The sequence below is a fragment of the Actinoallomurus rhizosphaericola genome, assembly GCF_024055675.1.
Taxonomy (GTDB): domain Bacteria; phylum Actinomycetota; class Actinomycetes; order Streptosporangiales; family Streptosporangiaceae; genus Actinoallomurus; species Actinoallomurus soli.
The window spans coordinates 20,358-46,454 of the sequence record NZ_JAMXMW010000004.1; the positions used below are offsets into that span (position 1 = coordinate 20,358).

Here is a 26,097-nt window from a genome sequence, read left to right on the forward strand (position 1 = left end):
TCAGTGCCCGGGCGCGGTGAGGACGCACGGCAGCTCCATCGTGACCATGGTCGGACCGCCCAGCGGACTGCTGAGGGCCAGAACTCCGTCGAATGTACCGAGCCGGCGCTCGATCCCGCGCAGTCCCGTGCCGCCGGACGCGTCGGCGCCGCCGTGGCCGTCATCGGTGATCACGATGCGCAGCCGGTCGTCCTCGTACCGTATGTCGATCCAGACCCGTCGCGCACCGGAGTGCTTGGCGGCGTTGGTCAGCACCTCGGAGACCGCGAAGTAGGCCGCCGACTCCACCGGGGCCTCCAGCCGGCCGGGCAGCTCGACCGAGACCTCGGTGTTCAGCGGACTGGCCATCGCCAGCGCCCGTACGGCGTCGCCCAGGCCGCGCTCGGCCAGCACCGGGGGATGGATGCCGCGCACGAGGTCGCGCAGCTCGGTCAGCGCCTTGGACGACGACTCGCGGGCCTCCGCGAGCAGCCGCCGGGCCTTCTCCGGATCGCGGTCCATCAGGTGCTCGATCGCGCCCAGGCTCATCCCCATGGCGACCAGCCGCGCCTGCGCGCCGTCGTGCAGGTCGCGCTCGATGCGCCGCAGCTCGGCCGCCTGGGTGTCCAGCGCGTCGGAGCGCGACTCCGTCAGGTGCGCGACCCGCAGCTCCAGCTGCCGCTGCCGCGTCGGGGCCAGCAGCCCCCGGGTCAGCAGGGAGCTCGTCCGCATGAGCCTCGGGGCGAGCCACAGGCCGATCAGCGTGTAGACGACGCCGAGCAGCGCCGCGTTGTCGGCCGAGTTCTGGTCCATGACGTGGATGAACGTGTACCACTCGCTGCCGCCGGAGCGGACGATCGGCTTCCAGACCCCCGCCGCCAGCACCCAGCCGTACGGGCCGTACAGGGGGAGGACGAAGGCGATGAGCCCGAGGACGAAACCCACCGTCGCGTCGACGAACAGCCACAGCACGTCCCGCCAGGTCGCCGGGTCGGCCACGGCCCACCGGTAGCGCTGGAAGACGCCCCTCAGGCCGCGCCGGAACCGCGGCCTCGGCTTGTACGGATCCTTGATCTCCACCCCGAACCACGTGTACGCCAGCCGCCGGCGCGCGCCGGCGTAGCTGCGGACCCCGGCGATCACCACGGGGAACAGCAGGAACCCGATGGGAAACGTCACCGCGAAGAACACGACGGAGAAGACGAACAACACCAGCGACACCGGCAAGGCCAGCAACGCCAGCGCGAGTCCCCGTACGGCCGCGAGCGGGGCGGCACCGATTCTCATGTTCCCTCCGATTCCGGGCTCCATCATTCACCGCCGAGCCTGCCGTGGGGGCGGCATGACGGTCACTGGGCCTGAGAACCGCGCGATGGTGGTGCCAGCACCACTCTTTACCGGGGGCATACCTTCCGGTCCCTAGGGTGCTGACCGGCTGGGCGCGACACCGGCGCGTCCCTAGTGTCTCGTGACAGTCAGCAACCCGATTTCACGACCGCTAGGGGACTTGCGTATGCCCGGAACCGCCACCCTGCCCAGGAGCGACTTCGCCCCGTTGATCCAGGAGGTGCGCGCCGCCGGTCTGCTGGACCGCCGCACCCGCCGCTACGCCGGAACGGTGGGCCTGGACCTGCTGCTGTACGGCGCCGTGTTCGCCCTGGTCGCCGTCGTCGGCGACTCCTGGTGGCAGCTCGCCCTGGCCGTCCCCGCGGCGGTCCTCACGACCCGGCTGTACTTCGTCGGGCACGACGCCGGCCACGCGCAGATCGCCGGGACCCGTCGCGTGAACCGCCTCATGGGGCTGTTCATCGGGAACCTGGCGGTCGGCCTGAGCTACGGGTGGTGGACCGACAAGCACAACCGGCACCACGCCAACCCGAACCACGTGGACAAGGACCCCGACGTCGGCGTCGGAGTCCTCGTCTGGACCGCCGAACAGGCCGCGGACCGGCAGGGTGCCCTCGTCCGGTGGCTCACCCGCAACCAGGGGCGGCTGTTCTTCCCGCTGCTCCTCCTGGAGGGGTTCAACCTCAAGGTCTCCAGCGTCCGGTCGGTGATCGCGGCGGCACGCGGCGAGAGCGGGGACCGTCGGCGTACGGCGCTCCTCGAGACGGTCCTGCTGGCCGCGCACGCCGCCGCGTACCTCGGCCTGATCTTCAGCGTGATGTCCCCGGGCATGGCGGTCGCCTTCATCCTCGTGCACCAGGCGGCGCTCGGCGTCCACCTGGGCTCCGCGTTCGCCCCGAACCACAAGGGCATGCCGATGCCGGGCCCGGGCGAGCGCTGGGACCACCTCCGCAAGCAGGTCCTGACCTCCCGCAACGTCCGCGGCGGCCTCGTCACCGACTGGTTCCTGGGCGGGCTGAACTACCAGATCGAGCACCACCTGTTCCCCGGCATGCCGCGCCCGAACCTGCGTCGCGCCCAGCCCCTCGTACGGGCGCACTGCGCGCGGCTCGGCCTCCCGTACACCGAGGAGGGCCTGTTCGAGTCGTACGCCCACGCGCTCGGCCACCTGCACGCCGCCGGCGCGCCGCTGCGCTAGTCCGGCTCTTCTCTCAACGGCCTTGCGGCCGGCCGCTGCGCGCGGCCGGCCGCGGGGCCGATCCCTTGTGAAACGGACATCTCGGGCGTACCCTGCACTGAACATGTATGAACAGGTCTCAGTACAGGGGTGGACATGGCCGATGACGTGCCCGGACTCAAGCACCGGAGCATCGCGGAGACTCTCGCGCGTGAGATCCGTACCGGCCGGCTGAAGCGCGGCAGCCGACTGCCCGGCGAGCATGCGCTGGCGGCTCGGTTCTCGGTCAGTCGTAACACGATCCGCTCCGCACTGACCGAGCTGAGCAGGGAAGGCCTCATCGCCACCCACTCCGGAAAGGGATCGTTCGTCACCTTCGACGGGCGGCCGCTCGACGACCGCCTGGGCTGGGCCCGAGCACTGGCCGACCAAGGTGTGTCCACCGAGACGAAGCTTCTCCGCCTGGAGAGAGTGGACGATCCGGAGCTCGCGGAGCGGCTGGGCGTGGACTCGCCGTCGTTCTTCGCCATCGACCGCGTGCGCACGCTGACGCACGGACCGGCGGTGTCGCTGGAGCGCAGCAGGATCCCCGGCGTCGACGGCCTCCTCGATCTGCCCGCCCACGGGCTGATCGGTGGATCGCTGACCGCGACCCTGACCTCCGCCGGGCTCGTCGCCGATCACGGCGAGGAATGGGTGTCGGCCGGGCCCCTGGACGAGACCGACGCCGCCGAGCTGGGCCGTCCGCCCGGTGAGTGGTTCCTGAGAGCCCGCCGCGTCTCCTGGACGGCGGCCGGGGAACTCGTGGAGCACGTCGAGAGCCTGCTCGACCCTCTGCGGTTCCAACTGCACCTGCGATTCGGGAGCGCGTCGTGACGCGGCCCGAGGAGCGCGCGAGGGGAACCCTGCACGGCCTGGCCATCGGCGACGCACTCGGCATGCCGACGCAATCGCTCTCCCGGCAGCGGGTGAAGGACACCTACGGCGTGCTCACCGGGTTCCTCCCCGCGGCACCCGATCACCCTCTCGCGGCCGGCATGCCCGCCGGATCCGTCACCGACGACACCGAGCAGGCCCTCCTCCTCGCACGACTGCTGATCGAAGGCGCCGGCCATGTGGACCCCGTCGCACTGGCCCACTCCCTCCTCGAATGGGAGGAGGAGATGCGCCGCCGCGGGTCGCTGGACCTGCTCGGCCCCTCGACGAAGCGCGCGGTGGCAGCCGTCGCCGCGGGCGCATCGGTCGAGGAGGCCGGCCGCTACGGCGACACCAACGGCGCCGCCATGCGGATCGCGCCGGTCGGGATCACGGCCGGGAGCGACCTGACCGCGCTCGTCGACAGCGTCGTGGAGGCGAGTTCGGTGACCCACAACACGAGCGTCGCGCTGGCCGGCGCGGCGGCCGTCGCGGCGGCCGTCAGCGCGGGAATCGACGGCGCCGACGTGAAGGAGGCCACCCGCCACGCGGAGGACGCCGCCGCCATGGGCGTCCGCCGCGGTCATTGGGTGGCCGCCGCCGACATCGCCTCCCGCATACGGTGGGCCACCGAACTCGTCGCCGGCCGACCCGCGGAGGCCGCCGCCGACGACATCTACCGCCTCGTCGGCACCAGCCTGGCAACCCAGGAATCCGTACCGGCCGCGTTCGCGATCCTGGCCGTGTACCCGGACGACCCCTGGCAGGCGTGTCTGCGAGCGGCGTCCCTCGGCGGTGACTGCGACACCATCGCGGCGATCGCCGGCGCCATCGCCGGCGCGTGCCACGGCGTGGCGGGCTTCCCCCGCGACGCCATCGACACGATCCGCGCGGTGAACGCGCTTCCCCTCGACGACCTCGCGGGTCGGCTTCTCGCTCTGCGCCCGTGACCCGCCCCTCCCCCTCTCAGCGTCAAAAGAGGTCCTCCCATGCAAAGCGCCAGCGACAACAAGGTCGGCGCCGTGGAAACCCGCGGCATCGAACCGGTCCCGAACGACGAACGCCGCGGTAACCCGCTTCAGCTCTTCTGGGTGTGGTTCGCCGCCAACATCTCGATCCTCGCGCTGCCGCTCGGCGCGACCCTGGTCGCCCTGCGCGGCCTGAACATCTGGCAGGCGGTGCTCGTCGGCGCCATCGGCTCCTTCGGATCGTTCGCCCTGGTGGGCCTGATCAGCGTCGCCGGAAAATGGGGCGGGGCGCCGAGCATGACCTTGTCGCGCGCCGTCTTCGGCCCCCGGGGCAACCGGGGCCCGACGCTGGTGTCCTGGCTGTCGCGGGTCGGCTGGGAGGTGGTGAACACCACCACCGCCGCGTACGCACTGCTCGCCATCCTGCACATAGCGTTCGGAGTCGGGACGAACTGGGCGCTCACCATCGTCTGCCTGCTCGCCTTCGTGGCCCTCACTCTTCTGGTGTCGGGGCTCGGCCACGCCACCCTGGTGTGGATCCAGCAGCAGGCGACGTACGTCTTCGGAGCCCTCAACCTGGTCGTCGCCGGGTTCCTCGTGACCAAGGTGCACTGGCACGCGGTCCTCCACGCCCACGCCGCACCCGCCAGCGCCGTGATCGCCGGAATCGGGATCATCGCCGGCGGCACGGGCATCGGCTGGGCGAACGCCGGCGCCGACATGGCCCGTTATCAACCCCGCCGGGTCGCCGGCGGCCGGATCGTGGCGGCCGCCTCCGCCGGGGCCGGCATCCCGCTGCTCCTCCTCATCACGCTGGGCGGGCTGCTGTCGACCGGCGACCACACGCTCGCCGCCGCCTCCGACCCGGTCGCGGCGATCCAGGCGATGCTGCCGTCCTGGATGGCCGTTCCGTACCTGCTCGCGGCCTTCGGCGGCCTGCTGCTGTCCAACCACCTGTCCGTGTACTCGGCCGGCCTCACGATGATCACCCTGGGTGTCCGGCTCCGTCGTACCCTCGCCGTCGGCATCGACGTGGTGCTGACCCTGGCCGGGGGCGTCTACCTGATGCTCATCGCCAAGAACTTCTACGGCCCGTTCATCACCTTCATCTCACTGCTCGCCGTCGCCATCACCTCCTGGGTCGCCGTCTTCCTCGTGGACATGATCACCCGGCGCGACTACGACCCCGCCGGGCTGATGGACACCACCCGCGCGAGCGTCTACTGGCACCGTGGCGGTGTGGCCTGGTCCGCCTTCGTCGCGTGGATCGCGGGCATCGTCACCGGCCTGCTGTTCACCGTCGCCGAGACATCCGACACCGACGTGTGGTTCGCCGGGCCGCTGTCGAAGACCTGGCCCGCCCGCAACGGCCTGGGCTGGCTCATCGCCTTCGCCGTCGCCGCCGTCCTCTACCTCGCCCTGCACGGCGCGAGGGGATCCGCCCGCGCGGCACGGGTGACCGAACCGGCCCCCTCCGCGCGAGGGGCAGCCTCGTGAGCGCCCGGATCGAGCGACTGGTCCACGTCGGTAACGTGCTGATCGACCTGGTCATGAACATCCCCGCGCTGCCGCGGGCCGGCGGAGACGTCCTCGCCATCTCCAGCCAGGTCACTCCCGGCGGCGGGTACAACGTCATGGTCGCAGCCTCCCGCCAGCGACTGCCGGTCGCGTACGGCGGCGCGCACGGCAGCGGGCCGTTCGGCGAACTCGCCCGCGCACGCCTCGCGGAGGCCGGCATCTCGATCCTCCAGGAGCCGACCACCGGCGTCGACACCGGTTTCGACGTCGCGCTCGTCGACGGCAGCGGGGAACGAACGTTCGCCACCAGTGTCGGGGCCGAGGCCACCTTGACCTACGAGCAGCTGGCCGGGATCCGCGTCGGCGCGACCGACGCGATCTACGTCTCCGGCTACGGGCTGGTCTTCCCGGCGAACCGCGCCGCACTGGGACGCTGGCTCGGCACACTGCCCGGCGACGCGACCGTGGTCGTCGATCCAGGCCCGCTCGTCGCCGACATCCCCGCCGCCGTTCTCGAGCCGGTGCTCGCACGCACCGACTGGTGGAGCTGCAATCTCCATGAGGCCAGGACCATGACCGGCGAGACCGACCCGGAGCGGGCGGCCACCGCCCTGGCCGAGCGCACCGGCCGGGCCGGTGTGGTGGTCCGCATGGGTCCGGACGGTTGCCTGCTCGTCGCCTCCGATCACGGCATCCGGCACATCCCCGCGTTCGACGTGGCCGCCGTCGACAGCAACGGCGCCGGTGACGCGCACGTCGGCGTGTTCGTCGCCGCGCTGGCGGACGGCCTGCCGCCGGCGGCGGCCGCACGACGGGCCAACGCCGCGTCCGCGATCGCCGTCACGCGGCACGGCCCGGCGACGGCGCCCGACCGCGACGACGTCGATCGTTTTCTCGCCTCGGCACCATGAGGCGCACGGCATACCTGCCCGGCCCGGCGGGCGGGGCACCGCGGTTCGGACGCCACGGACGGCACACCTGATCCGGGGAATGCCCGGAGGCCTCGGCATGTTGTCCTGTCTGGCACACTGGAACACGCTGTGGTACCGGTTCACATTTCCGAACTCCCTCGGGGATGACCCGGCGACCACCAGGAGCGAGGAGAGATAGTGAAGCCTGAGATCCACCCCGACTACGTCGTCACCACCGTGACGTGCACGTGCGGGAACACCTTCCAGACCCGCAGCACCGCGCAGAACGGCGTCATCCACGCCGACGTGTGCTCGAGCTGCCACCCGTTCTACACGGGCAAGCAGAAGATCCTCGACACCGGTGGTCGTGTCGCGCGCTTCGAGAAGCGCTTCGGCAAGAAGGCCGCGGGCGGCGCCCAGAAGTAGGTCAGATCGTCGCGCCGGCCGGAGGCACGCTGCTCCGGCCGGCGTTCCGCCTGTCCGCCCACACACCCGGCCGACCGAGGACCTGACGTGAATCTCGACGATCTCGTCGGCGAGTACGCCGACATCGAAACGCGGCTCGCCGACCCGGCCGTGCACGCCGACCAGGCGACGGCGCGGAAGCTCGGCAAGCGCTACGCCGAGCTGCGCCCGATCGTCGAGACCGCCCGCGACCTGCGGGCCGCCCAGGACGACGCGGCCGCCGCGCGCGAGCTGGCCGCCGAGGACCCGGCCTTCGCCCAGGAGGCGGCCGACCTCGACAAGCGCATCGACGAGCTCGAGGAGACGCTGCGGCGCCTGCTCGTGCCGCGCGACCCCAACGACGACAAGGACGTCATCCTCGAAATCAAGGCGGGGGAGGGCGGCGAGGAGTCCGCGCTCTTCGCCGGCGACCTGCTCCGGATGTACCTCCGCTACGCCGAGCGTGCCGGCTGGAAGACCGAGATCATCGACGCCCAGCACTCCGACCTCGGCGGCTACAAGGACGTCACGGTCGCCGTGAAGGCCCGGGGCACCGAGGAGGGCGTCTGGGCCCGCCTGAAGTACGAGGGCGGTGTGCACCGCGTCCAGCGCGTCCCCGCCACCGAGTCGCAGGGCCGCATCCACACCAGCGCCGCCGGCGTCTTCGTCATGCCCGAGGCCGAGGACATCGACGTCCAGATCGACCCGAACGACCTGCGCATCGACGTCTTCCGCTCCAGCGGCCCCGGCGGCCAGAGCGTCAACACGACCGACTCCGCCGTCCGGATCACCCACCTGCCCACCGGCATCGTCGTGTCCTGCCAGAACGAGAAGAGCCAGCTCCAGAACAAGGAGCAGGCCATGCGCATCCTGCGCGCCCGGATGCTGGCGGTCGCCCAGGAGGAGGCCGAGGCCGCCGCGTCGGCCGAACGCAAGAGCCAGGTGCGCACCGTCGACCGTTCCGAGCGGGTTCGCACCTACAACTTTCCGGAGAATCGCATCTCCGACCACCGCGTGGGCTACAAGGCATATAACCTCGACCAGGTACTCGACGGAGACCTGCACAACGTCACGCAGGCCCTCGTCGACGCCGACATGGAGCAAAGACTCGCCGAAGCCACATGACCCACCTGCTGTCCGACGAGATCGCCCGTGCGACGGCACGCCTTGCCGCCGCCGGGATTCCGTCACCGCGCGCCGACGCCGAAGAGCTCGCGGCATTCGTGCACGGCGTCAAGCGCGCCGAGCTGCACACCGTGCCCGACGCGGCCTTCGACGCGCGCTACTGGGAGGGCATCGCGCGGCGTGAGGCGGGCGAGCCGCTGCAGCACATCACGGGTCGGGCGTTCTTCCGCTACCTCGAGCTGAAGGTCGGGCCGGGCGTGTTCGTCCCCCGCCCGGAGACCGAGGTCCTCGCCGGCTGGGCCATCGACACCCTCCACAAGATGGACGTCGGCGACCCCCTCGTCGTCGACCTCGGCACCGGCTCGGCCGCGATCGCGCTGTCCATCGCCCAGGAGGTCCCCCGCGCCCGCGTCCACGGCGTGGAGAAGGATCCCAAGGCGTACGTCCACGCCACCCGCAACGTCGAGGACCTCGACGAACGCGGTCGCGTCCGGCTGCATCTCGGCGACTTCGGCGACGCGCTGCACGAGTTCGACGGCGCGGTCGACCTGGTCGTGAGCAACCCGCCGTACATCCCCATGTCGGAGTGGGAGTACGTCCCGGAGGACGTCCGCGACTTCGACCCGGCCGCGGCCCTGTGGGGCGGGGGAGACGACGGCCTCGACGCCATCCGCGTCGTCGAGCGCACCGCCCGGCGCCTCCTGCGCCCCGGCGGTTGGGTCGCCGTCGAGCACAGCGACCTCCAGGGCCACCCCGTCTACTGGATCTTCGCCGAGGACCTCGGCTGGCGCGACGTCCGCAACCACAAGGACCTCACCGGCCGCGACCGCTTCGTCACCGCCCGCCTCGGCACCGACTGACCCGTCCACCTCGCAGGGCTTCGTGAAGCGGGGGAGCTGGTTCCGGACCCGTCGACGGTCAGGGTGGCCTTGATCGAGGCCGCCTGAGCGTGGCCGAGCGACCCGCGGCCGGAACGGGTGATCCCGGCCCGGGTCTCCGTACGGCGGTGGAAGAATGGCGGGCGTGAGCCGACGATACGACTGCTCGGACCCGCTGGAGCGGACGAAGGGGATCGCGGACGCCGTCTCAGCGGTCCGCCGTGGTGAGCTGGTGGTCCTGCCCACCGACACGGTGTATGGGATCGGCGCGGACGCGTTCACGCCGAGCGCGGTGACCGCGCTCCTGGACGCCAAGGGCCGTGGCCGCGACATACCCTCTCCCGTCCTCGTCGGATCGGTACGGGCGGCGCAGGCGCTGGTCGACGACCTCGGCACGTACGGCCAGGACCTCATCGACGAGTTCTGGCCAGGCGCGCTGACGATCGTGTGCCGCGCCAACACCACCCTCGCCTGGGACCTCGGTGACACCAAGGGCACCGTCGCGATCCGGATGCCACTGCACCAGCTCGCGCTGGAGCTGCTGAAGGAGACCGGCCCGATGGCGGTCAGCAGCGCCAACCGGTCCGGCGCCGCACCGTCGCGCACGACCGAGGAGGCGGAGACCCAGCTGGGCGACTCCGTCTCGGTCTACCTGGACGACGGCCCGAGCGGCGACGACATGCCCTCGTCGATCGTCGACCTGACGGGCGCGGTCCCGCGCCTGCTCCGCGCGGGCGCCATCCCCGAGGAGCGCCTCCGCGAGGTCTGCGGCGTCCTCCTCAGCGACGAGGACGACCCGGCCCCGGAGCCGCCGGCCGCTGAGCCGGCCGAAAACCGGAAGGACGCCGAGAGGGCTCCTGAGAGCCCGCAGAACGGCCGCCCGCCGGAGCCCGAGCCGGACGTGAAGGCCCCGGCTTCCGCGGAGCGCACGGACACCGAGAAGGACGCCCCGCCCGCCGACCGCTGACGCCGTTCGGATCTCGCCATCCGCTGAGCTTTGCGCCGAGGGTTTGCGTTGTTGTAGCGGCAAAAACCCTCGGCGCTGGTGCCGCAGTCGCCGTCAGCGGAGTCCCGGCGACACGCCTGAAAGGCCTCGCCCTTCTCGGCGATGCCGGGTGAGGGACGGCCGATCACCTTAACTTCGATATAGGGCCGCATTCCCGGCATCAGCAGATCCGGCGGTCGTCCGCAACGTGGTCTGCGGCCTCGTAGCCATCGCGCGCAAAGCCGAGGCGACGTGCGGCAGGATGGAGGTTCCGGGGCAGACCCGAGACATGCGGGCGGCCGCCTGGCGGCGGACGGGACGAAGTTCAGTAGTGCTGGCGCCAGGCGGCGCACTTCTTGGTCTTGAACTTGCCCTTGCTCCAGATGCCCCGGCACTCCTGGACGTACATGTGCTTGATCCGGGTGGACGTGACGGTCTGCCACTTGTCCTGGAGCCGGTCGCCCGTGAGCGCGACGACCCGTACGTCGTCCTTCTGCTTCTTCGTTCCGGTGAAGGTGAAGCGGAGCGCGGCGCTGTAGCCGTCCTTCTCCGTGTCCTTGAGGTCGAAGGTCAGCGTCACCTTGGCGGCCTCGGTGTTGTAGAACCCGTAGGCGTCGACGCCGGACATGCCGACGGTGCGCCAGAAGCCGACCGCCGCGTCCGCGGGCGTCGTGGTCAGGGAAAGGGTCGTGATCACGATGCCGGCTGCGAGGGTCACCGTCGCGATTCGCCGCATTGATCCCTCCAGAATCGGTTTCTGGCGTGTCAGGCGGCGATGCTAGCACTTGTTAAGTTCGTCGGACATAAAGGGAACGGGCCCCGCCGCGCCGCGGGGCCCGTCAAGCGGAAAAAGGGTCAGCTGCCCAGCTTCTTCCAGCTCTTGCCGGTCTTGACGACGGAACCCTTCGAGTTGACCAGCGCCTCGCGGACGTAGACGTCCTTGCCCCAGAAGTACTTCGTGTCATTCGCGCCGACGTAGCCGGCGGGCACGTAGTAGTTGTGGACCACCTTCGTGCTGGGGTTGAGGATCTGAAGGCCGGCGAACTTGCCGTCCTTCGTGTCGGTGTCCATCAGGTGGATGGTGACCTTGATCTTCTTCTTGCCCTTGGAGGTGTAGAGGCCCCAGCGGCCGGACGCCGAGGCTCCCGCGACACCGTATTTCTCGTTGTTCGACTTCGTGTTGCTGAGCGCCCAGGCGTGGGGCGTGGCGACAGCGGCGGTGCTGACCTGCGGCTGGCCGTTGACCTTGAGGGCCTCGGCCTTGCCCGTCGTGCTGGCGCTCGCCGGTCCGGCGGCAAGAGCGATGGCGGCTGTGGCTGCGACGGCCCCCGTGGCGACAAGAGTCGCGAAACGACGCATTGATCCTCCGTGTTCGGAGTTGGAATGAACGGTCAAGGACCGTAGCACTTCCGAAGAATCCGTTGTGGCGGTTTTTCGGGTGATTTTTGGCCGCCAAAGGACGGGAACCGGTGGGCGCCTACCGACATCTAACGGACAGGCGGGGGTGTGTCCTGACGTCGGCGGCGAAAAATGTCGGGGGCGGGGTCTAGGGTCCTTCTTTCCTGCATTCAGGCCGCCGGTGACTGGCCGGGAGCCGAACCTTCGCGGGGTCTGGAGCGTCTGACCTCAGCGGGAGACATCGCCGCAGTGGGGCGATGATCGTAGCGGCACCGAAGAGGGGCGTGTCCGGGCGGTGGGGTGGCGCGGGCGGACATGTGATCATCGGCACACTCGCGGACGCCGGCAGCGTCCACTGCCACCGCGGCCTGCACGGGACCGGTCGATCGAGTCTCGCCCGGGACCGCCGGAGTGACCATCGCCGCTTGGTCATCGGGAATAGAGTTGGGTCCCGCACGGCGGGCTCGGCGGACGGTGGAGGGAGGCTGGCGGTGCGGGAGTACATCCTCACGTTCCTGACGGCGTCGATCGTCACCTACCTTCTCGTCCCCCTGGTGCGGAAGTTCGCGATCGCCTTCAAGGCGATGACGCCCGTGCGTGATCGCGACGTGCACGCCATCCCCACGCCGCGGATCGGCGGCCTGGCGATGTTCTTCGGGATGTGCGCCGCACTGCTGATGGCCTCACGGCTACCGCACATGCGCGACGTCTTCACCGAGAGCCCTACGTGGGTGGGGCTGCTGTCGGCCGGTGGCCTGCTGGTCGTGGTGGGCATCGCCGACGACCGCTGGGAGATCGACGCGCTGACCAAGATGGCCGGTCAGGTCGCGGCGGCCGGGCTGCTCATCATGAACGGCGTCCAGCTGCTGTGGATCCCGCTGCCCGGCGCGACCCTGGCCCTGCCGCCGTCGTACGGCGTGCCGGTCACGATTCTTCTGGTGGTCGCGACCATCAACGCGGTCAACTTCATCGACGGCCTCGACGGGCTGGCCGCCGGCATCGTGGGCATCTCGGCGATGGCCTTCTTCGTGTACGCCTACTTGGTCACGGTCGTCGCGCATCTCGACCACCAGAGCGCCCCGGCGCTGATCGCGGCCGTACTGACCGGCATGTGCGTCGGATTCCTCCCGCACAACTTCAGTCCAGCGCGGATCTTCATGGGCGACACGGGGTCCATGCTGATCGGGCTGCTGCTGGCCACGTCCATGATCACTGTTTCGGGCTTCGACCCGGCGGCCCTCAAGGGCTCCATCAACCGGTTCCCGACGCTGCTGCCGCTGCTGCCGGTGGCGATCCTGGTCGTTCCCTACGCCGACATGCTGATGGCGGTGGTCCGCCGGACGTACGGCGGACGGTCGCCGTTCGCGCCGGACAAGAAGCACATGCACCACCGGCTGCTGAACCTCGGCCACTCGCACCGGGGGGCCGCGCTGGTGATGTACCTGTGGACGGCGTTGTTCTCGTTCGGGGTGGTGGCGCTGTCGGCGGCGAAGTCGCCGCTGCTCGTGCTGGCGGCCGCGAGCGTGGTGGCGATCGCCGCGCTGGTCGTGATGGCGTTTCCGCAGCTACGCCCGCACGGACGGCGACACCGGACGGGTGAGGAGACCCCCTCGGACAAGCGTCCTCGGCAGGCCGCGTGAGCTGCGGGTTTTACCATTACTTGGTAGGTCATTCCGAGCAGTGAGAAGCTTGTGATACCTTTCACGAGCGGGCAACCGAACACCCACCGTGAACACCTCGGAGCACTCATGCACTCCAACGACGCCCGGATCCTCCGCGGCGCCGCGATCCCGACCGGCATTGTCGGGCTGGTGGCGATCGCCGCTGGTCTGGTGCTCGCCGGTTCGAAGGGAGCCCTCGGCTCCGCGATCGGTGCCGCGGTTGTCATCGCATTCTTCACCCTGGGAGTGCTCGTCGTCAGCTATGTCACGAAAATCTCCCAGCAACTGATGCTGATGGCCGGCCTGCTGAGCTTTCTGATCAAGTTCATCGCGGTGTTCGCCCTGATCGCCGCGTTCAAGGGCGTCACCGCCTGGAACGCGCACGCCTTCGGGTGGACCGTGATCGCCCTGACGCTCGTCTGGCTCGCCGCGGAGACGAACGCGACGATCAACGCCAAGACTCCGTACGCCGGAGCCACCCCCCGGCCGCGTGACAAGGACAAGTCGGGCGGATGATGACGATGGACTACTCCAATATGACTACGCGGGAGGTGGCCTGCTATCGTCCGAGACGCGATGACCGGGAATGGGCGTCAGCCCAGCGAAGCAGAGAACCGCAAGTTCGCCAACGACGTGTCGGCCGCGCCTGCCACCATCGTGGCTGGGATGCTGGTCTATGGCGGCGCGGGTTGGTTGCTCGCTCGCTGGCTGCACCTGTCAGCGTTGTTCCCCATCGGGCTGGTGTTCGGCCTGGTCTTCGCTGGCTACCTGGTCTACGCCCGCTACGGCCGCTGAGCGCGTCCGGCGGAGCCGTAGCCCACCGAGACGACAGCAAGGTTGCCGCCTTGATGAGCTACGACTGCGAAAGGAACGCCGGGTGAGTGCGCCGCACGTCCTCGCCAAGGACTTCGAAGCCCCTGGGCTCTGGCTCTTCCAGTGGAAGCCCCTCTTCCACATCGGCCCGGTCGCCGTGGCCAAACCGATGGTGCTGAGCCTGATCGTGATGGTCGTCGTCGTCGCCTTCTTCTGGGCGGCGTTCGCCAAGCCGAAGCTCGTCCCCCGTGGCGTGCAGAACCTCGGCGAGATGGCCTACATCTTCGTCCGGGATGAGATGGGCCGCCCGTTCCTGGGTAAGGACACCGAGAAGTGGATGCGCCTGCTGGTGCCCCTCTTCTTCTTCGTCTGGATCGGCAACCTCATGTCGGTCATCCCGGTGGCCCAGTTCCCGGTGAACTCTCGGATCGCGTTCCCGATGGTCCTCGCCGTGCTGGTCTACCTGACCTTCTGGACCGTCGGCGTGAAGAGCCAGGGCTTCTTCGGGCTTCTCAAGAACTCGACGATGCCGCCTGACCTGCCGGCAGCGCTCTACATCATCGTCATCCCGATCGAGTTCGTCTCGGTCTTCCTCATCCGGCCCTTCACCCACGCGGTCCGGCTGTTCGCCAACATGTTCGCCGGTCACATCCTGATCGCGCTGTTCGCGACCGTCGGTTTCCACTTCCTGTGGGAGAAGGTCACCCCGCTCGGCTTCGGGGTCGGCGTGCTCGGTGTGATCCTCACCATCGTCATGACGGCCTTCGAGCTGTTCATCCAGGCGGTGCAGGCCTACGTCTTCACGCTGCTGGCCGCGTTCTACATCAGCGCCGGCCTGCACGCCGACCACTGAGACCCAACCGCACAACCCCACCACATGACCGGCGGGCGGACCGCCGGCCGAGTGAAAAGGAAAAGGAATGCAGATCCTCGCCGCCGTCGCCGAGCAGGTCAACATCAACCCGGGCCTGAAGTCCATCGGGTACGGCCTGTCGGCCATCGGCCCGGGTATCGGCGTCGGCATCGTCTTCGGTCAGGGCGTCAACGCGATCGCCCGTCAGCCGGAGCTCACCGGCGTGATCCGGACCAACATGCTGCTGGGCTTCGCGTTCTCCGAGGCGCTCGCCCTCATCGGTCTGGTCGCGCCCTTCATCTACACCTCCTGAGCCAGGCTCACTTCTGACGGAAGGCTGTGCACGCCATGTTTTTGGCCGAACACGCCGCCGGGCTACTCGCCGAGAACACGAAGAACCCGAACCCTCTGTTGCCCGATGCGGCGGAGATGGTCGTCGGCATCTTCTCGTTCCTCGTCGTGCTGTTCTTCCTCGGCAAGATTCTCGTCCCTCGCATCCAGAAGGCGCTCGAGGAGCGCACTGACGCGATCGAGGGCGGGATCAAGCGGGCCGAGGAGGCGCAGGCCGAGGCTCAGCGGACGCTCGAGCAGTACCAGACGCAGCTGGCCGAGGCCCGGCAGGAGGCCGCACGGATCCGCGAAGAGGCGCGCGAGCAGGGTGCGCAGATCATCGCGGAGCTGCGCGACCAGGCGCAGGCTGAGGCACAGCGGCTCGTCGACCAGGCCCACACCCAGATCGACGCCGACCGGCAGCTCGCGTTCACCCAGCTCCGTACGGAGATCGGGGAGCTCGCGATCGAGCTGGCCGGCCGCATCGTCGGCGAGTCCCTGGAGGACGAGGCCCGGCGTCGCGGCACCGTCGACCGCTTCCTCGACGAGCTCGAGGACCGTGCGCGGGCGGGGGCTTAATCAATGATCGGCGCGAGCAGGGCCTCGTTCGTCGAGGCCAGGGAGCGGCTCGAGGCCGCCCTGTCCGCCACGCGTGACGCGGCGGCGTTCGGCGGTGAGCTGTTCGCCGTGGTGCACCTGCTCGACCGGGAGCACGTGCTGCGCCGGGCCCTGTCGGACCCGGCCCAGCCGGCCGACCGGCGGGCGGGGCTGGCCACGGCCGTGCTCGACGGCAGCGTCACCCCGGCGGTCCGCGACTTCGTCGGCGACGTCGTGCGGCAGCGGTGGGCGCGGTCCACCGAGCTGACCGACGCGCTCGAGGAGCTCGGGGTGACCGCGATCGCGGCCGCCGCCGAGGCGCAGAGCCGGATCGACGACGTGGAGGACGAGCTCTTCCGCTTCGGCCGGATCGTCGAGGCGCAGCCGGAGCTGCGGGGCGCGCTGGTGGACCGGCGGGTGCCGGGCGAGCGCAAGGTCGAGCTGGTGACCACGCTGCTCGAGGGCAAGGTCACCGCGGCGACGTTGCGGCTGGTCAGCGAGGCCGTCGCACATCCGCGAGGACGTAGTCTGGAGCGAGCGCTCGAGAGCTACGGACGGATCGTCGCCGAGCGCCGCAACCGGCTGGTCGCGGTGGTCCGCACGGCGGTAGAGCTGGACGAGGCGCAGAAGACACGGCTGACGGCCGCGCTGTCCGCGCAGTACGGCCGCGACGTTCACCTGAACATCGAGGTCGACCCCTCCGTCCTGGGTGGTATTTCCGTCCAGATCGGGGACGAGGAAATCGACGGCACCATCGCTCGCCGGCTGGAAGACGTCCGCCGGCGAATCGAACGGGCGAGCTGAACCAAGCATCGGACTCACGGAGAGAGACGAAGAAGACATGGCGGAGCTGACGATCCGGCCGGAGGAGATCCGGGGCGCGCTCGAGCGCTTCGTCCAGGCCTACGAGCCGGAGACCGCCGCGCGCGAGGAGGTCGGGACCGTCGTCGAGTGCTTCGACGGCATCGCCTTCGTCGAGGGCCTGCCCTCGGCCATGGCGAACGAGCTCCTTGAGTTCGAGGACGGCACGCGCGGCATCGCGCTGAACCTGGACGTTCGCCAGATCGGTGTCGTCATCCTGGGCGACTTCTCCAAGATCGAGGAGGGCCAGCAGGTCAAGCGGACCGGCGAGGTCCTGTCGGTCCCCATCGGCGACGGCTACCTCGGCCGCGTCGTGGACTCGCTGGGGAACCCGATCGACGGCAAGGGTGCGATCGAGACGACCGGCCGCCGCGAGCTGGAGCTGCAGGCGCCGGGCGTCATGCAGCGCCAGCCGGTGGGCGAGCCGCTGCAGACCGGCATCAAGGCGATCGACGCGCTGACGCCGATCGGCCGCGGCCAGCGGCAGCTGATCATCGGTGACCGGCAGACCGGCAAGACCACCGTCGCGATCGACACGATCCTGAACCAGAAGCAGGCGTGGGAGAGCGGCGACCCGAGCAAGCAGGTCCGCTGCATCTACGTCGCGGTCGGCCAGAAGGGCTCGACGATCGCGCAGGTGCGGGCCACCCTCGAGGCGGCCGGCGCCCTGGAGTACACCACGATCGTGGCGGCTCCGGCGTCCGAGCCCGCGGGCTACAAGTACATCGCCCCCTACACCGGCTCGGCCATCGGCCAGCACTGGATGTACGAGGGCAAGCACGTCCTGATCGTGTTCGACGACCTGTCCAAGCAGGCCGAGTCGTACCGCGCGATCTCGCTGCTGCTGCGCCGCCCGCCGGGCCGTGAGGCCTACCCCGGCGACGTGTTCTACCTGCACTCGCGGCTGCTGGAGCGGTGCGCGAAGCTGTCGGACGACATGGGCGCCGGTTCGATGACGGGTCTGCCGATCATCGAGACCAAGGGCAACGACGTCTCGGCGTACATCCCGACCAACGTCATCTCGATCACCGACGGCCAGGTCTTCCTCGAGACCGACCTGTTCAACCAGGGTGTCCGGCCGGCCATCAACGTCGGTATCTCGGTGTCCCGCGTCGGCGGCGCCGCGATGACCAAGGCGATGCGCAAGGCGACGAGCAACCTGAAGCTGTTCCTGTCGCAGTTCCGCGACCTGGAGGCGTTCGCCGCGTTCGCGTCCGACCTGGACGCCGCGTCGCGCGCCCAGCTGGACCGCGGCGCCCGCCTGGTCGAGCTGCTCAAGCAGCCGCAGAACAACCCCTTCCCGATGGAGCAGCAGGTCGTCTCCATCTGGGCGGGCACGAACGGCGAGCTCGACGACGTGCCGATCGAGGACATCCGCCGCTTCGAGGCCGAGCTGCTCGACTACGTCAAGCGCAACCAGTCGGGTCTGCTGGACGGCATCCGGGAGACCGGCCAGTTCGGCGACGATGCCCAGTCGACCCTGAAGGACGCCATCGCGGAGTTCAAGAAGGGCTTCGAGACGACGAACCACGGCCTGCTGGTCCAGGAGCAGCCGGTCGAGGCCATCGCCGAGGGTGACGTCGAGCAGGAGAAGATCACCCGCGTAAGGAAGAAGTAAGGCATGGGTGCCCAGCTTCGGACGATCCGGCGCCGTATCGCCACGACCAGGTCGATGGCGAAGATCACGCGCGCGCAGGAGCTCATCGCCTCGTCGCGGATCGTCAAGGCACAGCAGCGGGTGCGGGAGTCGGGGCCGTACGCCCGGCAGATCACGCGCGCCATCTCCGCGCTGGTCAGCCACAACGTCGGTGTCGGCCACCCGCTGCTGACCGAGCGGACCGACAGCAAGCGCGCCGCCGTGCTGATCATCACGAGCGACCGCGGATTCGCGGGCGGCTACAACGCCAACGTCATCCGTGAGGCCGAAGGGCTGATGACGATGCTGCGGGAGCAGGGCAAGGAGCCCATCCCGTACATCGTCGGGCGCAAGGGCGTCGGCTGGTACCGCTTCCGCGAGCGCGAGTTCGCCGAGGAGTGGACCGGTTTCAGCGACAACCCGCGGTTCGAGAACGCCGAGGCGATCGGCCGCACCCTCGTCCGGGAGTTCGAGAAGCCCGCGGACGAGGGCGGCGTCGCCGAGATCCATGTCGTCTACACCGAGTTCGTGTCGATGCTGACGCAGACGGCGCAGGTCCGCCGTCTGCTGCCGCTGGAGATCGAGGAGTCCGAGCAGGCCCCGGAGGAGCAGACCCAGGGCGTGCTGCCGGCGTACGAGTTCGAGCCCTCCGCGGAGGCCGTGCTCGACGCCCTCCTGCCGAACTACATCGAGAGCCGGATCTGGCACATGCTGCTCCAGGCGGCCGCCTCCGAGCACGCGCAGCGGCGGCGGGCGATGAAGTCGGCGACCGACAACGCCAACGATGTGATCGAGAACCTGACGCGTGTTGCGAACCAGGCCCGTCAGGCAGAGATCACGCAGGAAATCAGCGAGATCGTCGGTGGCGCGAACGCGCTCGCCGAGAGCTCCGCGGGGAGTGAGTGAGAGTCACCATGACTGCTTCGGTAGAAACAGCCACGGCGACGGGCCGGGTCGCCCGCGTCACCGGCGCCGTCATCGACGTGGAGTTCTCCGTCGACACGATGCCGGACATCTACAACGCGCTGCAGATCGAGGTCACGATCGGCGGTGAGACCCGGACCCTGACGCTTGAGGTCGCCCAGCACATCGGCGACAACATGGTCCGCGCCATCTCGCTGCAGCCCACCGACGGCGTCGTCCGCGGCGCGCCGGTGGTCGACACGGGCGCCCCGATCTCGGTGCCGGTCGGCGACGGCGTCAAGGGCCACGTCTTCAACACCATCGGCGAGTCCCTCGACGTCCCGACCTCGTCGCTGGAGGTCACCGAGCGCTGGCCGATCCACCGGCACGCGCCGGCGTTCGACCAGCTCGAGAGCAAGACCGAGATCCTCGAGACCGGCATCAAGGTCATCGACCTGCTCACCCCGTACGTCAAGGGCGGCAAGATCGGCCTGTTCGGCGGCGCCGGTGTGGGCAAGACGGTGCTCATCCAGGAGATGATCACCCGTGTCGCCCGTAACCACCGTGGTACCTCGGTGTTCGCGGGCGTCGGTGAGCGTACCCGTGAGGGCACCGACCTGCTGCTGGAGATGAAGGAGGCCGACGTCCTCAAGGACACGGCGCTCGTCTTCGGCCAGATGGACGAGCCGCCGGGCACCCGTCTGCGGGTGGCCCTGTCCGCGCTGACCATGGCGGAGTACTTCCGCGATGTGCAGAACCAGGACGTGCTGCTGTTCATCGACAACATCTTCCGGTTCACCCAGGCGGGTTCGGAGGTCTCCACGCTGCTCGGCCGTATGCCGTCCGCCGTGGGTTACCAGCCGACCCTCGCCGACGAGATGGGCGAGCTGCAGGAGCGGATCACCTCGACCCGCGGCCACTCGATCACCTCGATGCAGGCGATCTACGTGCCCGCGGACGACATCACCGACCCCGCCCCGCACACCACGTTCGCGCACCTCGACGCCACGACGGTGCTCTCCCGTGCGATCACGGAGAAGGGCATCTACCCGGCGGTGGACCCGCTCGACTCGACGTCGCGCATCATGGACCCGGTCATCCTCGGCCGGGAGCACTACGAGACCGCCCAGCACGTGAAGCAGATCCTGCAGCGCTACAAGGAGCTGCAGGACATCATCTCCCTCCTGGGCATCGACGAGCTCTCCGAAGAGGACAAGGTCACGGTCGAGCGCGCCCGCCGCATCGAGCGCTTCCTGTCGCACCCGATGTACATGGCCGAGGCCTTCACGGGCCAGCCGGGTGAGAACGTCTCGCTGAGCGACACGGTCGCGTCCTTCAAGGCGATCGCGGAGGGTAAGTACGACCACCTCCCTGAGCAGGCGTTCTTCATGGTCGGTGGCATCGAGCAGGCCGAGAAGAAGGCCCAGGAGCTGCAGAAGTAACGCCTCGCGCGTTCGGAGGAGAGCAAGTGGCAAAGCTGCACGTCGAGCTCGTCTCACCGGAGCGTGAGATCTGGGCCGGCGAAGCCGATATGGTCGTTGCCAAGACCATCGAGGGTGAGATGGGCATCATGCCCGGTCACGCGCCGGTCCTGGGCCTGCTGGTGGACGGCAGTGTCGTGCGGATCAAGCCCGCCGACGAGTCGGAGACCATCTCCGCGATGGTCTCCGGCGGGTTCTTCTCGGTAGCCTCCGACGAGGTGTCGGTGCTCGCCGAGTACGCCGAGCTGGGCGGTGAGATCGACCTCGAGGCCGCCCGCGCGGAGTACGAGCGGGTCTCCGGCCTGGAGGGCGAGGAGGCCGCGGTCGCGCAACGACGGGCCCGGGCCCGTCTGCGGGCGGCCGGCCAGGAGATCTGACCGTCTAAGGACTCGTGGGGGAAGTAGGGGGGAGTTGGGCGAGTACCTGGCTTGGGACATCGGCGGGTTGCTCGCTGTCGTCCTGGTGGCGGTGCTCGCCGCGTTCGCCCTGCTGTCGCTGCGGCGTTGGCTGCTCGAACGCCGCGGCGGCACGGTGGAGTGCAGCCTCCGCGACCCCCACGGCCGTGGCGTATGGCGGCTCGGCATCGGCCGGTACAACGGTGACGAGCTGCTCTGGTTCGCGATTTTCGGCATTCGGCTGAGGCCCCGGCGGGTCGTATCCCGCCGGGGCCTCGTCGTATCCGGGCGCCGTAAGCCGGAGGCCGAGGAGGAGGCGGCGCTGCAGCCGGACGCCGGCATCCTCGAGATTCAGGACGGCGAGGGCACCGTCGAGCTGGCGATGAGCGGAGCGGCGCTGACCGGCTTCCTCGCCTGGCTGGAGGCCGCCCCCCCGGGCTCGCCGATCGCCTGACGCAACAAGGCCTCGCCGGTTTCGCCGGCCGCCTGACGCAAGGTGTCTCCGCCGGGCCCGCCGATCGCCTTGAGCCCGGCGCCCAGCCGGACAGGACGGCCGGCGAACCGTTACTTTCGGCTCAGCGCTCGCCGCCCGGCTTCCACAGCACGTCGCCGCGGTCGCCGTTCGCCTTGCGGGCGAGGATGAACAGCAGGTCCGACAGGCGGTTGAGGTACTGCGCGGTCAGCGGGTTCATGTCCTCGTGGACCGTCAGCGCCGCCCAGGTGGTCCGCTCGGCGCGCCGGGCGACCGTACGGGCGACGTGCAGCAGCGCCGCTCCGGGCCTTCCGCCGGGCAGGATGAAGCTCCGCAGCGTGGCCAGGTCGGCGTTGTGCTCGTCGCACGCGGCCTCCAGCCGGGTGATGTAGTCCTCGGTGACCCGCAGCGGCGGGAACTTCGGCTCCGCGACGACCGGCGTGCTCAGGTCCGCGCCGACGTCGAACAGGTCGTTCTGAACCCGGGTGAGCAGCGTGGCGATGTCCTCGGGCAGGTCGCCCATGGCGAGCGCGACGCCGATCGCGCTGTTGGCCTCGTCCACGTCGGCGTACGCCGCCAGCCGGGGGTCGGTCTTGGCCGTGCGGCTCATGTCGCCGAGGTTGGTCGTGCCGTCGTCCCCGGTCCGCGTGTAGATCTTCGACAGGACGACGGGCTGGTCGTCACGCTCTTTCGCCATGCCCGCCACCCTAAAGGCGGCGACGCGGTCGCCGTTGACCGGGAGCGCGCTGCCCGCGAAGACCTGGACGGCGTGGGCGGCTCGTCGTACGGATGCCGGAAATCGGGGACTAGAACGTGATTCGGGCCACTGTCCGAGATCGTCCCTGATCGCTATCGTTTCGCGCAGGCTCTCGAGGCGTGGAGGCGGCCGTGTACGACTACGTCATCGTCGGTGCCGGCAGCGCGGGCTGCGTGCTCGCGGATCGGCTGACCGCGGACCCCGGCACGAAGGTCCTGCTCCTGGAGGCCGGTCCGCCCGACGACGCCCCCGAGATCCACATCCCGGCCGGGCTCGCGGCGCTGTTCAAGAGCCAGTACGACTGGGACTACACGACGACCCCGCAGCCGCACGCCGCCGGCCGCACCGTCTACTGGCCGCGCGGCCGCACCCTCGGCGGCAGCTCGTCGACCAACGCGATGATCTACATCCGGGGTCACCGGCACGACTTCGACACCTGGCGCGACGAGTACGGCTGCAAGGGCTGGGGATACGCCGACCTGCTGCCGTACTTCATGCGCGCCGAGGACCAGCAGCGCGGCGCGTCCGACTACCACGGCACCGGCGGGCCGCTCCGGGTCGAGGACCTGCGCTTCAAGCATCCGATGGTCCGCGCCTGGATCGACTCGGCGACCGACTTCGGCCTGGCCGCCAACGACGACTTCAACGGCGCCGAACAGGACGGGGTTGGGTTCTACCAGGTGACGCAGCGGCGTGGCCGCCGCTGGTCGACCGCGGACGGCTACCTCTCCCGCGCCGCCGACCGGCCGAACCTCACCGTCGCGACCGACGCGCTCGTCACCCGCGTGGTCATCGAGGACGGCCGGGCCACCGGCGTGGCGTACCTGCGCGGCGGCACCGAGCAGCGCGCCGTCGCCCGGCGCGAGGTCATCCTGTCCGGGGGAGCGGTCAACTCCCCGCAGGTCCTCATGCTGTCCGGGATCGGGCCGGCCGACCACCTGCGCTCGCACGGCATCGACGTGATCGTCGACCTGCCCGCCGTGGGCGCCGGGCTGCAGGATCATCCGATGGTGCCCGTCATGTGGCACACCCCGGACACGAAGGCGCTCTGGGAGGGCGTCAACCTGCGCAGCCTCATGCTGTACCAGGCCCTGGGACGCGGCCCGTACGCCTCGAACATCGCCGAGGGCGGCGGCTTCGTACGGACGCGGCCCGACCTGCCCGCCCCGGACCTGCAGTACCACGTGCTTCCCACGCCGTACCTCGACCAGGGCCTCACCGACGCGAACAAGCGCGCCATGTCGGTGTTCGCCACGACCGTGGCCGTGGCCGGCCGGGGGAGCGTGACGCTGCGGTCAGCCGACCCGCGGTGGAAGCCGCTCATCGACCCGGACTACCTGGGCGACGAGGCGGATCTGCAGGTGCTCCTCGCGGGCGTCCGCCAGGCCCGGGAGATCGCGGCGACCGGGCCGATGGCCCGGATCGTGGGCGGGGAGTACGCCCCCGGCCGCGACGGTGACGACCTCGCCGAGTGGGTCCGCCGTCAGGTCGTGACGCTCTACCACCCCACGAGCACGTGCGCGATGGGCGGCACCGAGGACTCGGTCTGCGACCCCGAACTCCGGGTGCGCGGCGTGGAGGGCCTGCGCGTCGTCGACGCGTCGGTCATGCCGGCGGTGCCGCGCGGCAACACCAACGCCCCGACGATCGCGATAGCCGAGCGGGCCGCCGACCTGATCGCCGGCGGCCCGCTGCTGCCCCCGATCGAGTTCGCCTGACCGTGGGGCCGCGCCGCCCGCCGGACCGGGCGCGCGTTCTCGCGGCGGCGACCTGCGCGGTCGCGCCGGGCCTTCGGGGCGGTGGACCGGGTCCGGCGGCGGCCTGTGCGCCCGCGTTGAGCCCCGCCCGGATGGAGGGCGCCTGTGCAGGCGGGGCTCGGCGTGGGCGCACAGGCCCTGAGCGGGTTCACCGGGCGCGGCGGCGCAGGAGGCCGCGGGGCCGCTCCGCCTCGTCGCGTGCCTCGCGGTCACGCTCGTCCATCAGCGCCTTCAGGATGTCCGGGTGCATCGTTGGTGCTCCTCGTGGTGCGGGCCGGCCGGTCCGGCCTCGCACTCATAAGGTTCGTCCTAAGGCGGTGGTCGGGGCATCGGAACAATGCCTCATCCCGATCGCCCTTCGGTCCTAAGCCCGTGCGTCCGCCCCCGGCGGTCGCCTAAGTCACCGCGGCGCGACTAAGCCGCGACCCACCGGTCACGGCCGGGGATGCCCGCCGAGCCGGGAGGGTGGGACTACGTCCCCGATGCGGCGGCGCGTCCTGCCGCGCTCGGGAACAGGCGCGTGAAGGTGGCCTCCAACTGCTGCTGCGCGGCACGGTCCAGGGTGGTCCGGAGGTTCTTCGACGTGTCGGCGATGGTGTCGGCGCCCGCGGGCGGGTAGTCCGTGCCGAAGACGAGGTGATCAACGCCGACCATCTGGACGGCGGGAACGATGCCGGCGGGCCCGCCGCCGATCGCGGTGTCCAGATAGAGAGCGCCGAGCTGTTCTGTCAGTTGTTCCGAGGACAGCCGCAGCGGATTCGCGACCCAGGACTCGCGTGCGAGGAGCGCGATGCGGTCCTGCAGCGTGGGGAGTACGCCCCCGGCGTGAGCGAGGACGAGGCGGAGATCGCGGTGCCGCAGCAACACTCCGGCGAAGATCGCGTCGACGATGGTGCGGGCCATGTCCATCGGGTACTCGATCAGCGGCCCCGGCCGGCCGAGCCCCAGCCGGTCGAACGCCGGCGGCAATGCCGGATGCACGAACAACGGCAGCCGATGCCGGTCGAGCTCGGCGAACACCGCCTCGAAGCGGCCGTCGCCGAAGTACACGCCGTCGTAGTTGGTCGCGACGGCGAATCCGTCGGCGTGCAGCCGATCGATCGCGTAGCGGATCTCCTCGACGGCTCGCTCGGGCTCCGCCATCGGTAGCGCCGCCAGCAGCCCGAACCGGTCCGGGTACGCCGCCACGATCTCGGCGGTCCGGTCGTTCCACTTCCTCGCCTGCTCCGCGTCCAGCGCGCCCGGCGTCGACAGCAGCTGGAGCGCGATGCTCTGATCGTCCATGAATCGCAGCGCCCCGTCGACGCTCCAGCCCGCGCCCGGAATGCTCCCCGCGAACCCTTCCTGCCTCATCAGCGCCTGGGCCGCCCGCTGAGACGCGGCGTCCGTGCCGGCCGGGACCGCGTGCGCATGCACATCGAACCGTTGCACGATGACTCCAATACTTTGCATCTGTCAATTATTTGCACATGCTACCCTCCCGGTATGGAGACGGACGGTGCGGTGCTCGATTTCCTGGAGGTGCTGTATCGGGTGAATCGGCTGATCGTCGATGACGCCCGGCAGCACATCGCCGGGATCGCGGATCTGGACGTGAGCGAGTTCATGGTGCTGCGCGCGGCCTCCCGGGGGGCGGTGTCGCCCGCGGAGTTGACTCGGCGGCTGAGCACCCATCCGACCTCGACCAGCCGCACCATCACCCATCTCGTTCGCGCCGGTCTGCTGCAGCGATCCAGCGCCGTGACCGATGCGCGGCGGCTCGTGGTGAGTCTGACCGATGAGGGACGCCGGATCACCGACCTCATCGCGCGGCGTATCCGACCGGAGCTCCAACGCCGGTTCGATGCCATCGGGCAGGACCGCGTCACGGAACTCCTCGACACGCTGCACGTCTTCCTCGGCGACGACCCGCTGGACCCGTCGGAGGAGTGACCCG

General features: G+C 70.0%; 28 protein-coding genes. 23 read left to right on the forward strand and 5 right to left on the reverse strand.

Annotation, left to right across the window (positions count from 1 at the left end; translation table 11 throughout):
• Complete coding sequence (locus NE234_RS11185; RefSeq protein ID WP_252778863.1) at window positions 1-1,266, reverse strand: sensor histidine kinase; 1,266 nt, start codon at window positions 1,264-1,266, stop codon at window positions 1-3.
• A 226-nt stretch (window positions 1,267-1,492) separates the two neighbouring features.
• Here NE234_RS11185 and NE234_RS11190 point away from each other — a divergent pair, with 226 nt between their 5' ends.
• From NE234_RS11190 to NE234_RS11230, 9 genes are all read left to right on the forward strand, one after another.
• Window positions 1,493-2,524, forward strand: a complete 1,032-nt coding sequence (locus tag NE234_RS11190; RefSeq protein WP_252778864.1) for a fatty acid desaturase family protein — start codon at window positions 1,493-1,495, stop codon at window positions 2,522-2,524.
• Window positions 2,525-2,659: 135 nt separating this feature from the next.
• Window positions 2,660-3,379, forward strand: coding sequence for a GntR family transcriptional regulator (locus NE234_RS11195; protein WP_252778865.1), 720 nt, complete (start codon window positions 2,660-2,662; stop codon window positions 3,377-3,379).
• A complete protein-coding gene (locus NE234_RS11200) occupies window positions 3,376-4,368 on the forward strand; it encodes an ADP-ribosylglycohydrolase family protein (RefSeq protein WP_252778866.1) in 993 nt (330 codons plus the stop codon). The genes NE234_RS11195 and NE234_RS11200 overlap by 4 nt, the downstream gene beginning before the upstream one ends.
• 39 nt (window positions 4,369-4,407) lie before the next feature.
• A complete protein-coding gene (locus NE234_RS11205; RefSeq protein ID WP_252778867.1) occupies window positions 4,408-5,883 on the forward strand; it encodes a purine-cytosine permease family protein in 1,476 nt (491 codons plus the stop codon).
• Window positions 5,880-6,815 (forward strand): PfkB family carbohydrate kinase, encoded by a 936-nt coding sequence (locus tag NE234_RS11210; RefSeq protein WP_252778868.1) that lies wholly within the window; start codon window positions 5,880-5,882, stop codon window positions 6,813-6,815. The genes NE234_RS11205 and NE234_RS11210 overlap by 4 nt, the downstream gene beginning before the upstream one ends.
• A 198-nt stretch (window positions 6,816-7,013) precedes the next feature.
• Window positions 7,014-7,241 (forward strand): 50S ribosomal protein L31, encoded by a 228-nt coding sequence (gene rpmE / locus NE234_RS11215; protein ID WP_252778869.1) that lies wholly within the window; start codon window positions 7,014-7,016, stop codon window positions 7,239-7,241.
• Between the two features lie 87 nt (window positions 7,242-7,328).
• On the forward strand, window positions 7,329-8,384 hold the full coding sequence (prfA, locus tag NE234_RS11220) for a peptide chain release factor 1 (RefSeq protein WP_252778870.1): 1,056 nt from the start codon (window positions 7,329-7,331) through the stop codon (window positions 8,382-8,384).
• A complete protein-coding gene (gene prmC, locus NE234_RS11225) occupies window positions 8,381-9,244 on the forward strand; it encodes a peptide chain release factor N(5)-glutamine methyltransferase (protein ID WP_252778871.1) in 864 nt (287 codons plus the stop codon). The genes prfA and prmC overlap by 4 nt, the downstream gene beginning before the upstream one ends.
• A 163-nt stretch (window positions 9,245-9,407) precedes the next feature.
• A complete protein-coding gene (locus NE234_RS11230; RefSeq protein WP_252778872.1) occupies window positions 9,408-10,229 on the forward strand; it encodes an L-threonylcarbamoyladenylate synthase in 822 nt (273 codons plus the stop codon).
• A gap of 343 nt (window positions 10,230-10,572) precedes the next feature.
• Here the strand turns inward: NE234_RS11230 and NE234_RS11235 are convergent, their stop codons facing one another.
• Entirely contained in the window at window positions 10,573-10,983 is a 411-nt protein-coding gene (locus tag NE234_RS11235) for a hypothetical protein (protein ID WP_252778873.1), read from the reverse strand.
• 119 nt (window positions 10,984-11,102) lie between these two features.
• Entirely contained in the window at window positions 11,103-11,606 is a 504-nt protein-coding gene (locus NE234_RS11240; protein WP_252778874.1) for a hypothetical protein, read from the reverse strand.
• Between the two features lie 530 nt (window positions 11,607-12,136).
• Here NE234_RS11240 and NE234_RS11245 point away from each other — a divergent pair.
• From NE234_RS11245 to NE234_RS11300, 12 genes are all read left to right on the forward strand, one after another.
• A complete protein-coding gene (locus tag NE234_RS11245) occupies window positions 12,137-13,285 on the forward strand; it encodes an MraY family glycosyltransferase (protein WP_252778875.1) in 1,149 nt (382 codons plus the stop codon).
• A gap of 108 nt (window positions 13,286-13,393) precedes the next feature.
• The gene (locus NE234_RS11250) at window positions 13,394-13,822 is read left to right on the forward strand and encodes a hypothetical protein (protein WP_252778876.1); all 429 of its coding nucleotides are present in this window, start codon (window positions 13,394-13,396) and stop codon (window positions 13,820-13,822) included.
• A gap of 60 nt (window positions 13,823-13,882) precedes the next feature.
• Window positions 13,883-14,101: a hypothetical protein gene (locus tag NE234_RS11255; RefSeq protein ID WP_252778877.1), complete on the forward strand. Its 219-nt coding sequence runs from the start codon at window positions 13,883-13,885 to the stop codon at window positions 14,099-14,101.
• Between the two features lie 82 nt (window positions 14,102-14,183).
• Window positions 14,184-14,972 (forward strand): F0F1 ATP synthase subunit A, encoded by a 789-nt coding sequence (atpB, locus tag NE234_RS11260; RefSeq protein ID WP_252778878.1) that lies wholly within the window; start codon window positions 14,184-14,186, stop codon window positions 14,970-14,972.
• Window positions 14,973-15,039: 67 nt separating this feature from the next.
• Window positions 15,040-15,285, forward strand: a complete 246-nt coding sequence (gene atpE / locus NE234_RS11265; protein WP_252778879.1) for an ATP synthase F0 subunit C — start codon at window positions 15,040-15,042, stop codon at window positions 15,283-15,285.
• Window positions 15,286-15,320: 35 nt separating this feature from the next.
• Window positions 15,321-15,881, forward strand: a complete 561-nt coding sequence (locus NE234_RS11270) for a F0F1 ATP synthase subunit B (RefSeq protein ID WP_252778880.1) — start codon at window positions 15,321-15,323, stop codon at window positions 15,879-15,881.
• A 3-nt stretch (window positions 15,882-15,884) separates the two neighbouring features.
• Window positions 15,885-16,703: a F0F1 ATP synthase subunit delta gene (locus tag NE234_RS11275; RefSeq protein WP_252778881.1), complete on the forward strand. Its 819-nt coding sequence runs from the start codon at window positions 15,885-15,887 to the stop codon at window positions 16,701-16,703.
• Between the two features lie 37 nt (window positions 16,704-16,740).
• Window positions 16,741-18,378, forward strand: coding sequence for a F0F1 ATP synthase subunit alpha (gene atpA, locus NE234_RS11280; protein WP_252778882.1), 1,638 nt, complete (start codon window positions 16,741-16,743; stop codon window positions 18,376-18,378).
• A gap of 3 nt (window positions 18,379-18,381) precedes the next feature.
• Window positions 18,382-19,302: a F0F1 ATP synthase subunit gamma gene (locus NE234_RS11285; protein ID WP_252778883.1), complete on the forward strand. Its 921-nt coding sequence runs from the start codon at window positions 18,382-18,384 to the stop codon at window positions 19,300-19,302.
• Window positions 19,303-19,310: 8 nt separating this feature from the next.
• Window positions 19,311-20,741, forward strand: coding sequence for a F0F1 ATP synthase subunit beta (atpD, locus tag NE234_RS11290; protein ID WP_252778884.1), 1,431 nt, complete (start codon window positions 19,311-19,313; stop codon window positions 20,739-20,741).
• Window positions 20,742-20,767: 26 nt separating this feature from the next.
• Window positions 20,768-21,157 carry a F0F1 ATP synthase subunit epsilon gene (locus NE234_RS11295; RefSeq protein WP_252778885.1) on the forward strand — a complete coding sequence of 130 codons (390 nt, stop codon included), beginning with the start codon at window positions 20,768-20,770 and terminating at the stop codon, window positions 21,155-21,157.
• Between the two features lie 34 nt (window positions 21,158-21,191).
• Entirely contained in the window at window positions 21,192-21,629 is a 438-nt protein-coding gene (locus NE234_RS11300) for a DUF2550 domain-containing protein (protein ID WP_252778886.1), read from the forward strand.
• Between the two features lie 121 nt (window positions 21,630-21,750).
• Here the strand turns inward: NE234_RS11300 and NE234_RS11305 are convergent, their stop codons facing one another.
• The gene (locus NE234_RS11305; RefSeq protein ID WP_252778887.1) at window positions 21,751-22,344 is read right to left on the reverse strand and encodes a cob(I)yrinic acid a,c-diamide adenosyltransferase; all 594 of its coding nucleotides are present in this window, start codon (window positions 22,342-22,344) and stop codon (window positions 21,751-21,753) included.
• A gap of 191 nt (window positions 22,345-22,535) precedes the next feature.
• On the opposite strand from NE234_RS11305, the gene NE234_RS11310 reads away from it, so the two are divergent.
• Window positions 22,536-24,122, forward strand: coding sequence for a GMC family oxidoreductase (locus NE234_RS11310; RefSeq protein WP_454923397.1), 1,587 nt, complete (start codon window positions 22,536-22,538; stop codon window positions 24,120-24,122).
• Window positions 24,123-24,632: 510 nt separating this feature from the next.
• Here NE234_RS11310 and NE234_RS11315 read toward each other — a convergent pair.
• Window positions 24,633-25,592 (reverse strand): amidohydrolase family protein, encoded by a 960-nt coding sequence (locus tag NE234_RS11315; RefSeq protein WP_252778889.1) that lies wholly within the window; start codon window positions 25,590-25,592, stop codon window positions 24,633-24,635.
• On the opposite strand from NE234_RS11315, the gene NE234_RS11320 reads away from it, so the two are divergent.
• Complete coding sequence (locus tag NE234_RS11320) at window positions 25,572-26,093, forward strand: MarR family winged helix-turn-helix transcriptional regulator (RefSeq protein ID WP_252778890.1); 522 nt, start codon at window positions 25,572-25,574, stop codon at window positions 26,091-26,093. The two genes, NE234_RS11315 and NE234_RS11320, sit on opposite strands and share 21 nt — an antisense overlap.
• The last annotated feature ends 4 nt before the right edge of the window (window positions 26,094-26,097 follow it).

Coding starts and splice junctions, on each gene's coding strand:
- NE234_RS11185 (WP_252778863.1), bottom strand. CDS start 1,266: ATGAGAATCGGTGCCGCCCCGCTCGCGGCCGTACGGGGACTCGCGCTG.
- NE234_RS11190 (WP_252778864.1), top strand. CDS start 1,493: ATGCCCGGAACCGCCACCCTGCCCAGGAGCGACTTCGCCCCGTTGATC.
- NE234_RS11195 (WP_252778865.1), top strand. CDS start 2,660: ATGGCCGATGACGTGCCCGGACTCAAGCACCGGAGCATCGCGGAGACT.
- NE234_RS11205 (WP_252778867.1), top strand. CDS start 4,408: ATGCAAAGCGCCAGCGACAACAAGGTCGGCGCCGTGGAAACCCGCGGC.
- prmC (WP_252778871.1), top strand. CDS start 8,381: ATGACCCACCTGCTGTCCGACGAGATCGCCCGTGCGACGGCACGCCTT.
- NE234_RS11235 (WP_252778873.1), bottom strand. CDS start 10,983: ATGCGGCGAATCGCGACGGTGACCCTCGCAGCCGGCATCGTGATCACG.
- NE234_RS11240 (WP_252778874.1), bottom strand. CDS start 11,606: ATGCGTCGTTTCGCGACTCTTGTCGCCACGGGGGCCGTCGCAGCCACA.
- NE234_RS11250 (WP_252778876.1), top strand. CDS start 13,394: ATGCACTCCAACGACGCCCGGATCCTCCGCGGCGCCGCGATCCCGACC.
- NE234_RS11255 (WP_252778877.1), top strand. CDS start 13,883: ATGACCGGGAATGGGCGTCAGCCCAGCGAAGCAGAGAACCGCAAGTTC.
- atpE (WP_252778879.1), top strand. CDS start 15,040: ATGCAGATCCTCGCCGCCGTCGCCGAGCAGGTCAACATCAACCCGGGC.
- NE234_RS11270 (WP_252778880.1), top strand. CDS start 15,321: ATGTTTTTGGCCGAACACGCCGCCGGGCTACTCGCCGAGAACACGAAG.
- NE234_RS11275 (WP_252778881.1), top strand. CDS start 15,885: ATGATCGGCGCGAGCAGGGCCTCGTTCGTCGAGGCCAGGGAGCGGCTC.
- atpA (WP_252778882.1), top strand. CDS start 16,741: ATGGCGGAGCTGACGATCCGGCCGGAGGAGATCCGGGGCGCGCTCGAG.
- NE234_RS11285 (WP_252778883.1), top strand. CDS start 18,382: ATGGGTGCCCAGCTTCGGACGATCCGGCGCCGTATCGCCACGACCAGG.
- atpD (WP_252778884.1), top strand. CDS start 19,311: ATGACTGCTTCGGTAGAAACAGCCACGGCGACGGGCCGGGTCGCCCGC.
- NE234_RS11305 (WP_252778887.1), bottom strand. CDS start 22,344: ATGGCGAAAGAGCGTGACGACCAGCCCGTCGTCCTGTCGAAGATCTAC.
- NE234_RS11320 (WP_252778890.1), top strand. CDS start 25,572: ATGCACATCGAACCGTTGCACGATGACTCCAATACTTTGCATCTGTCA.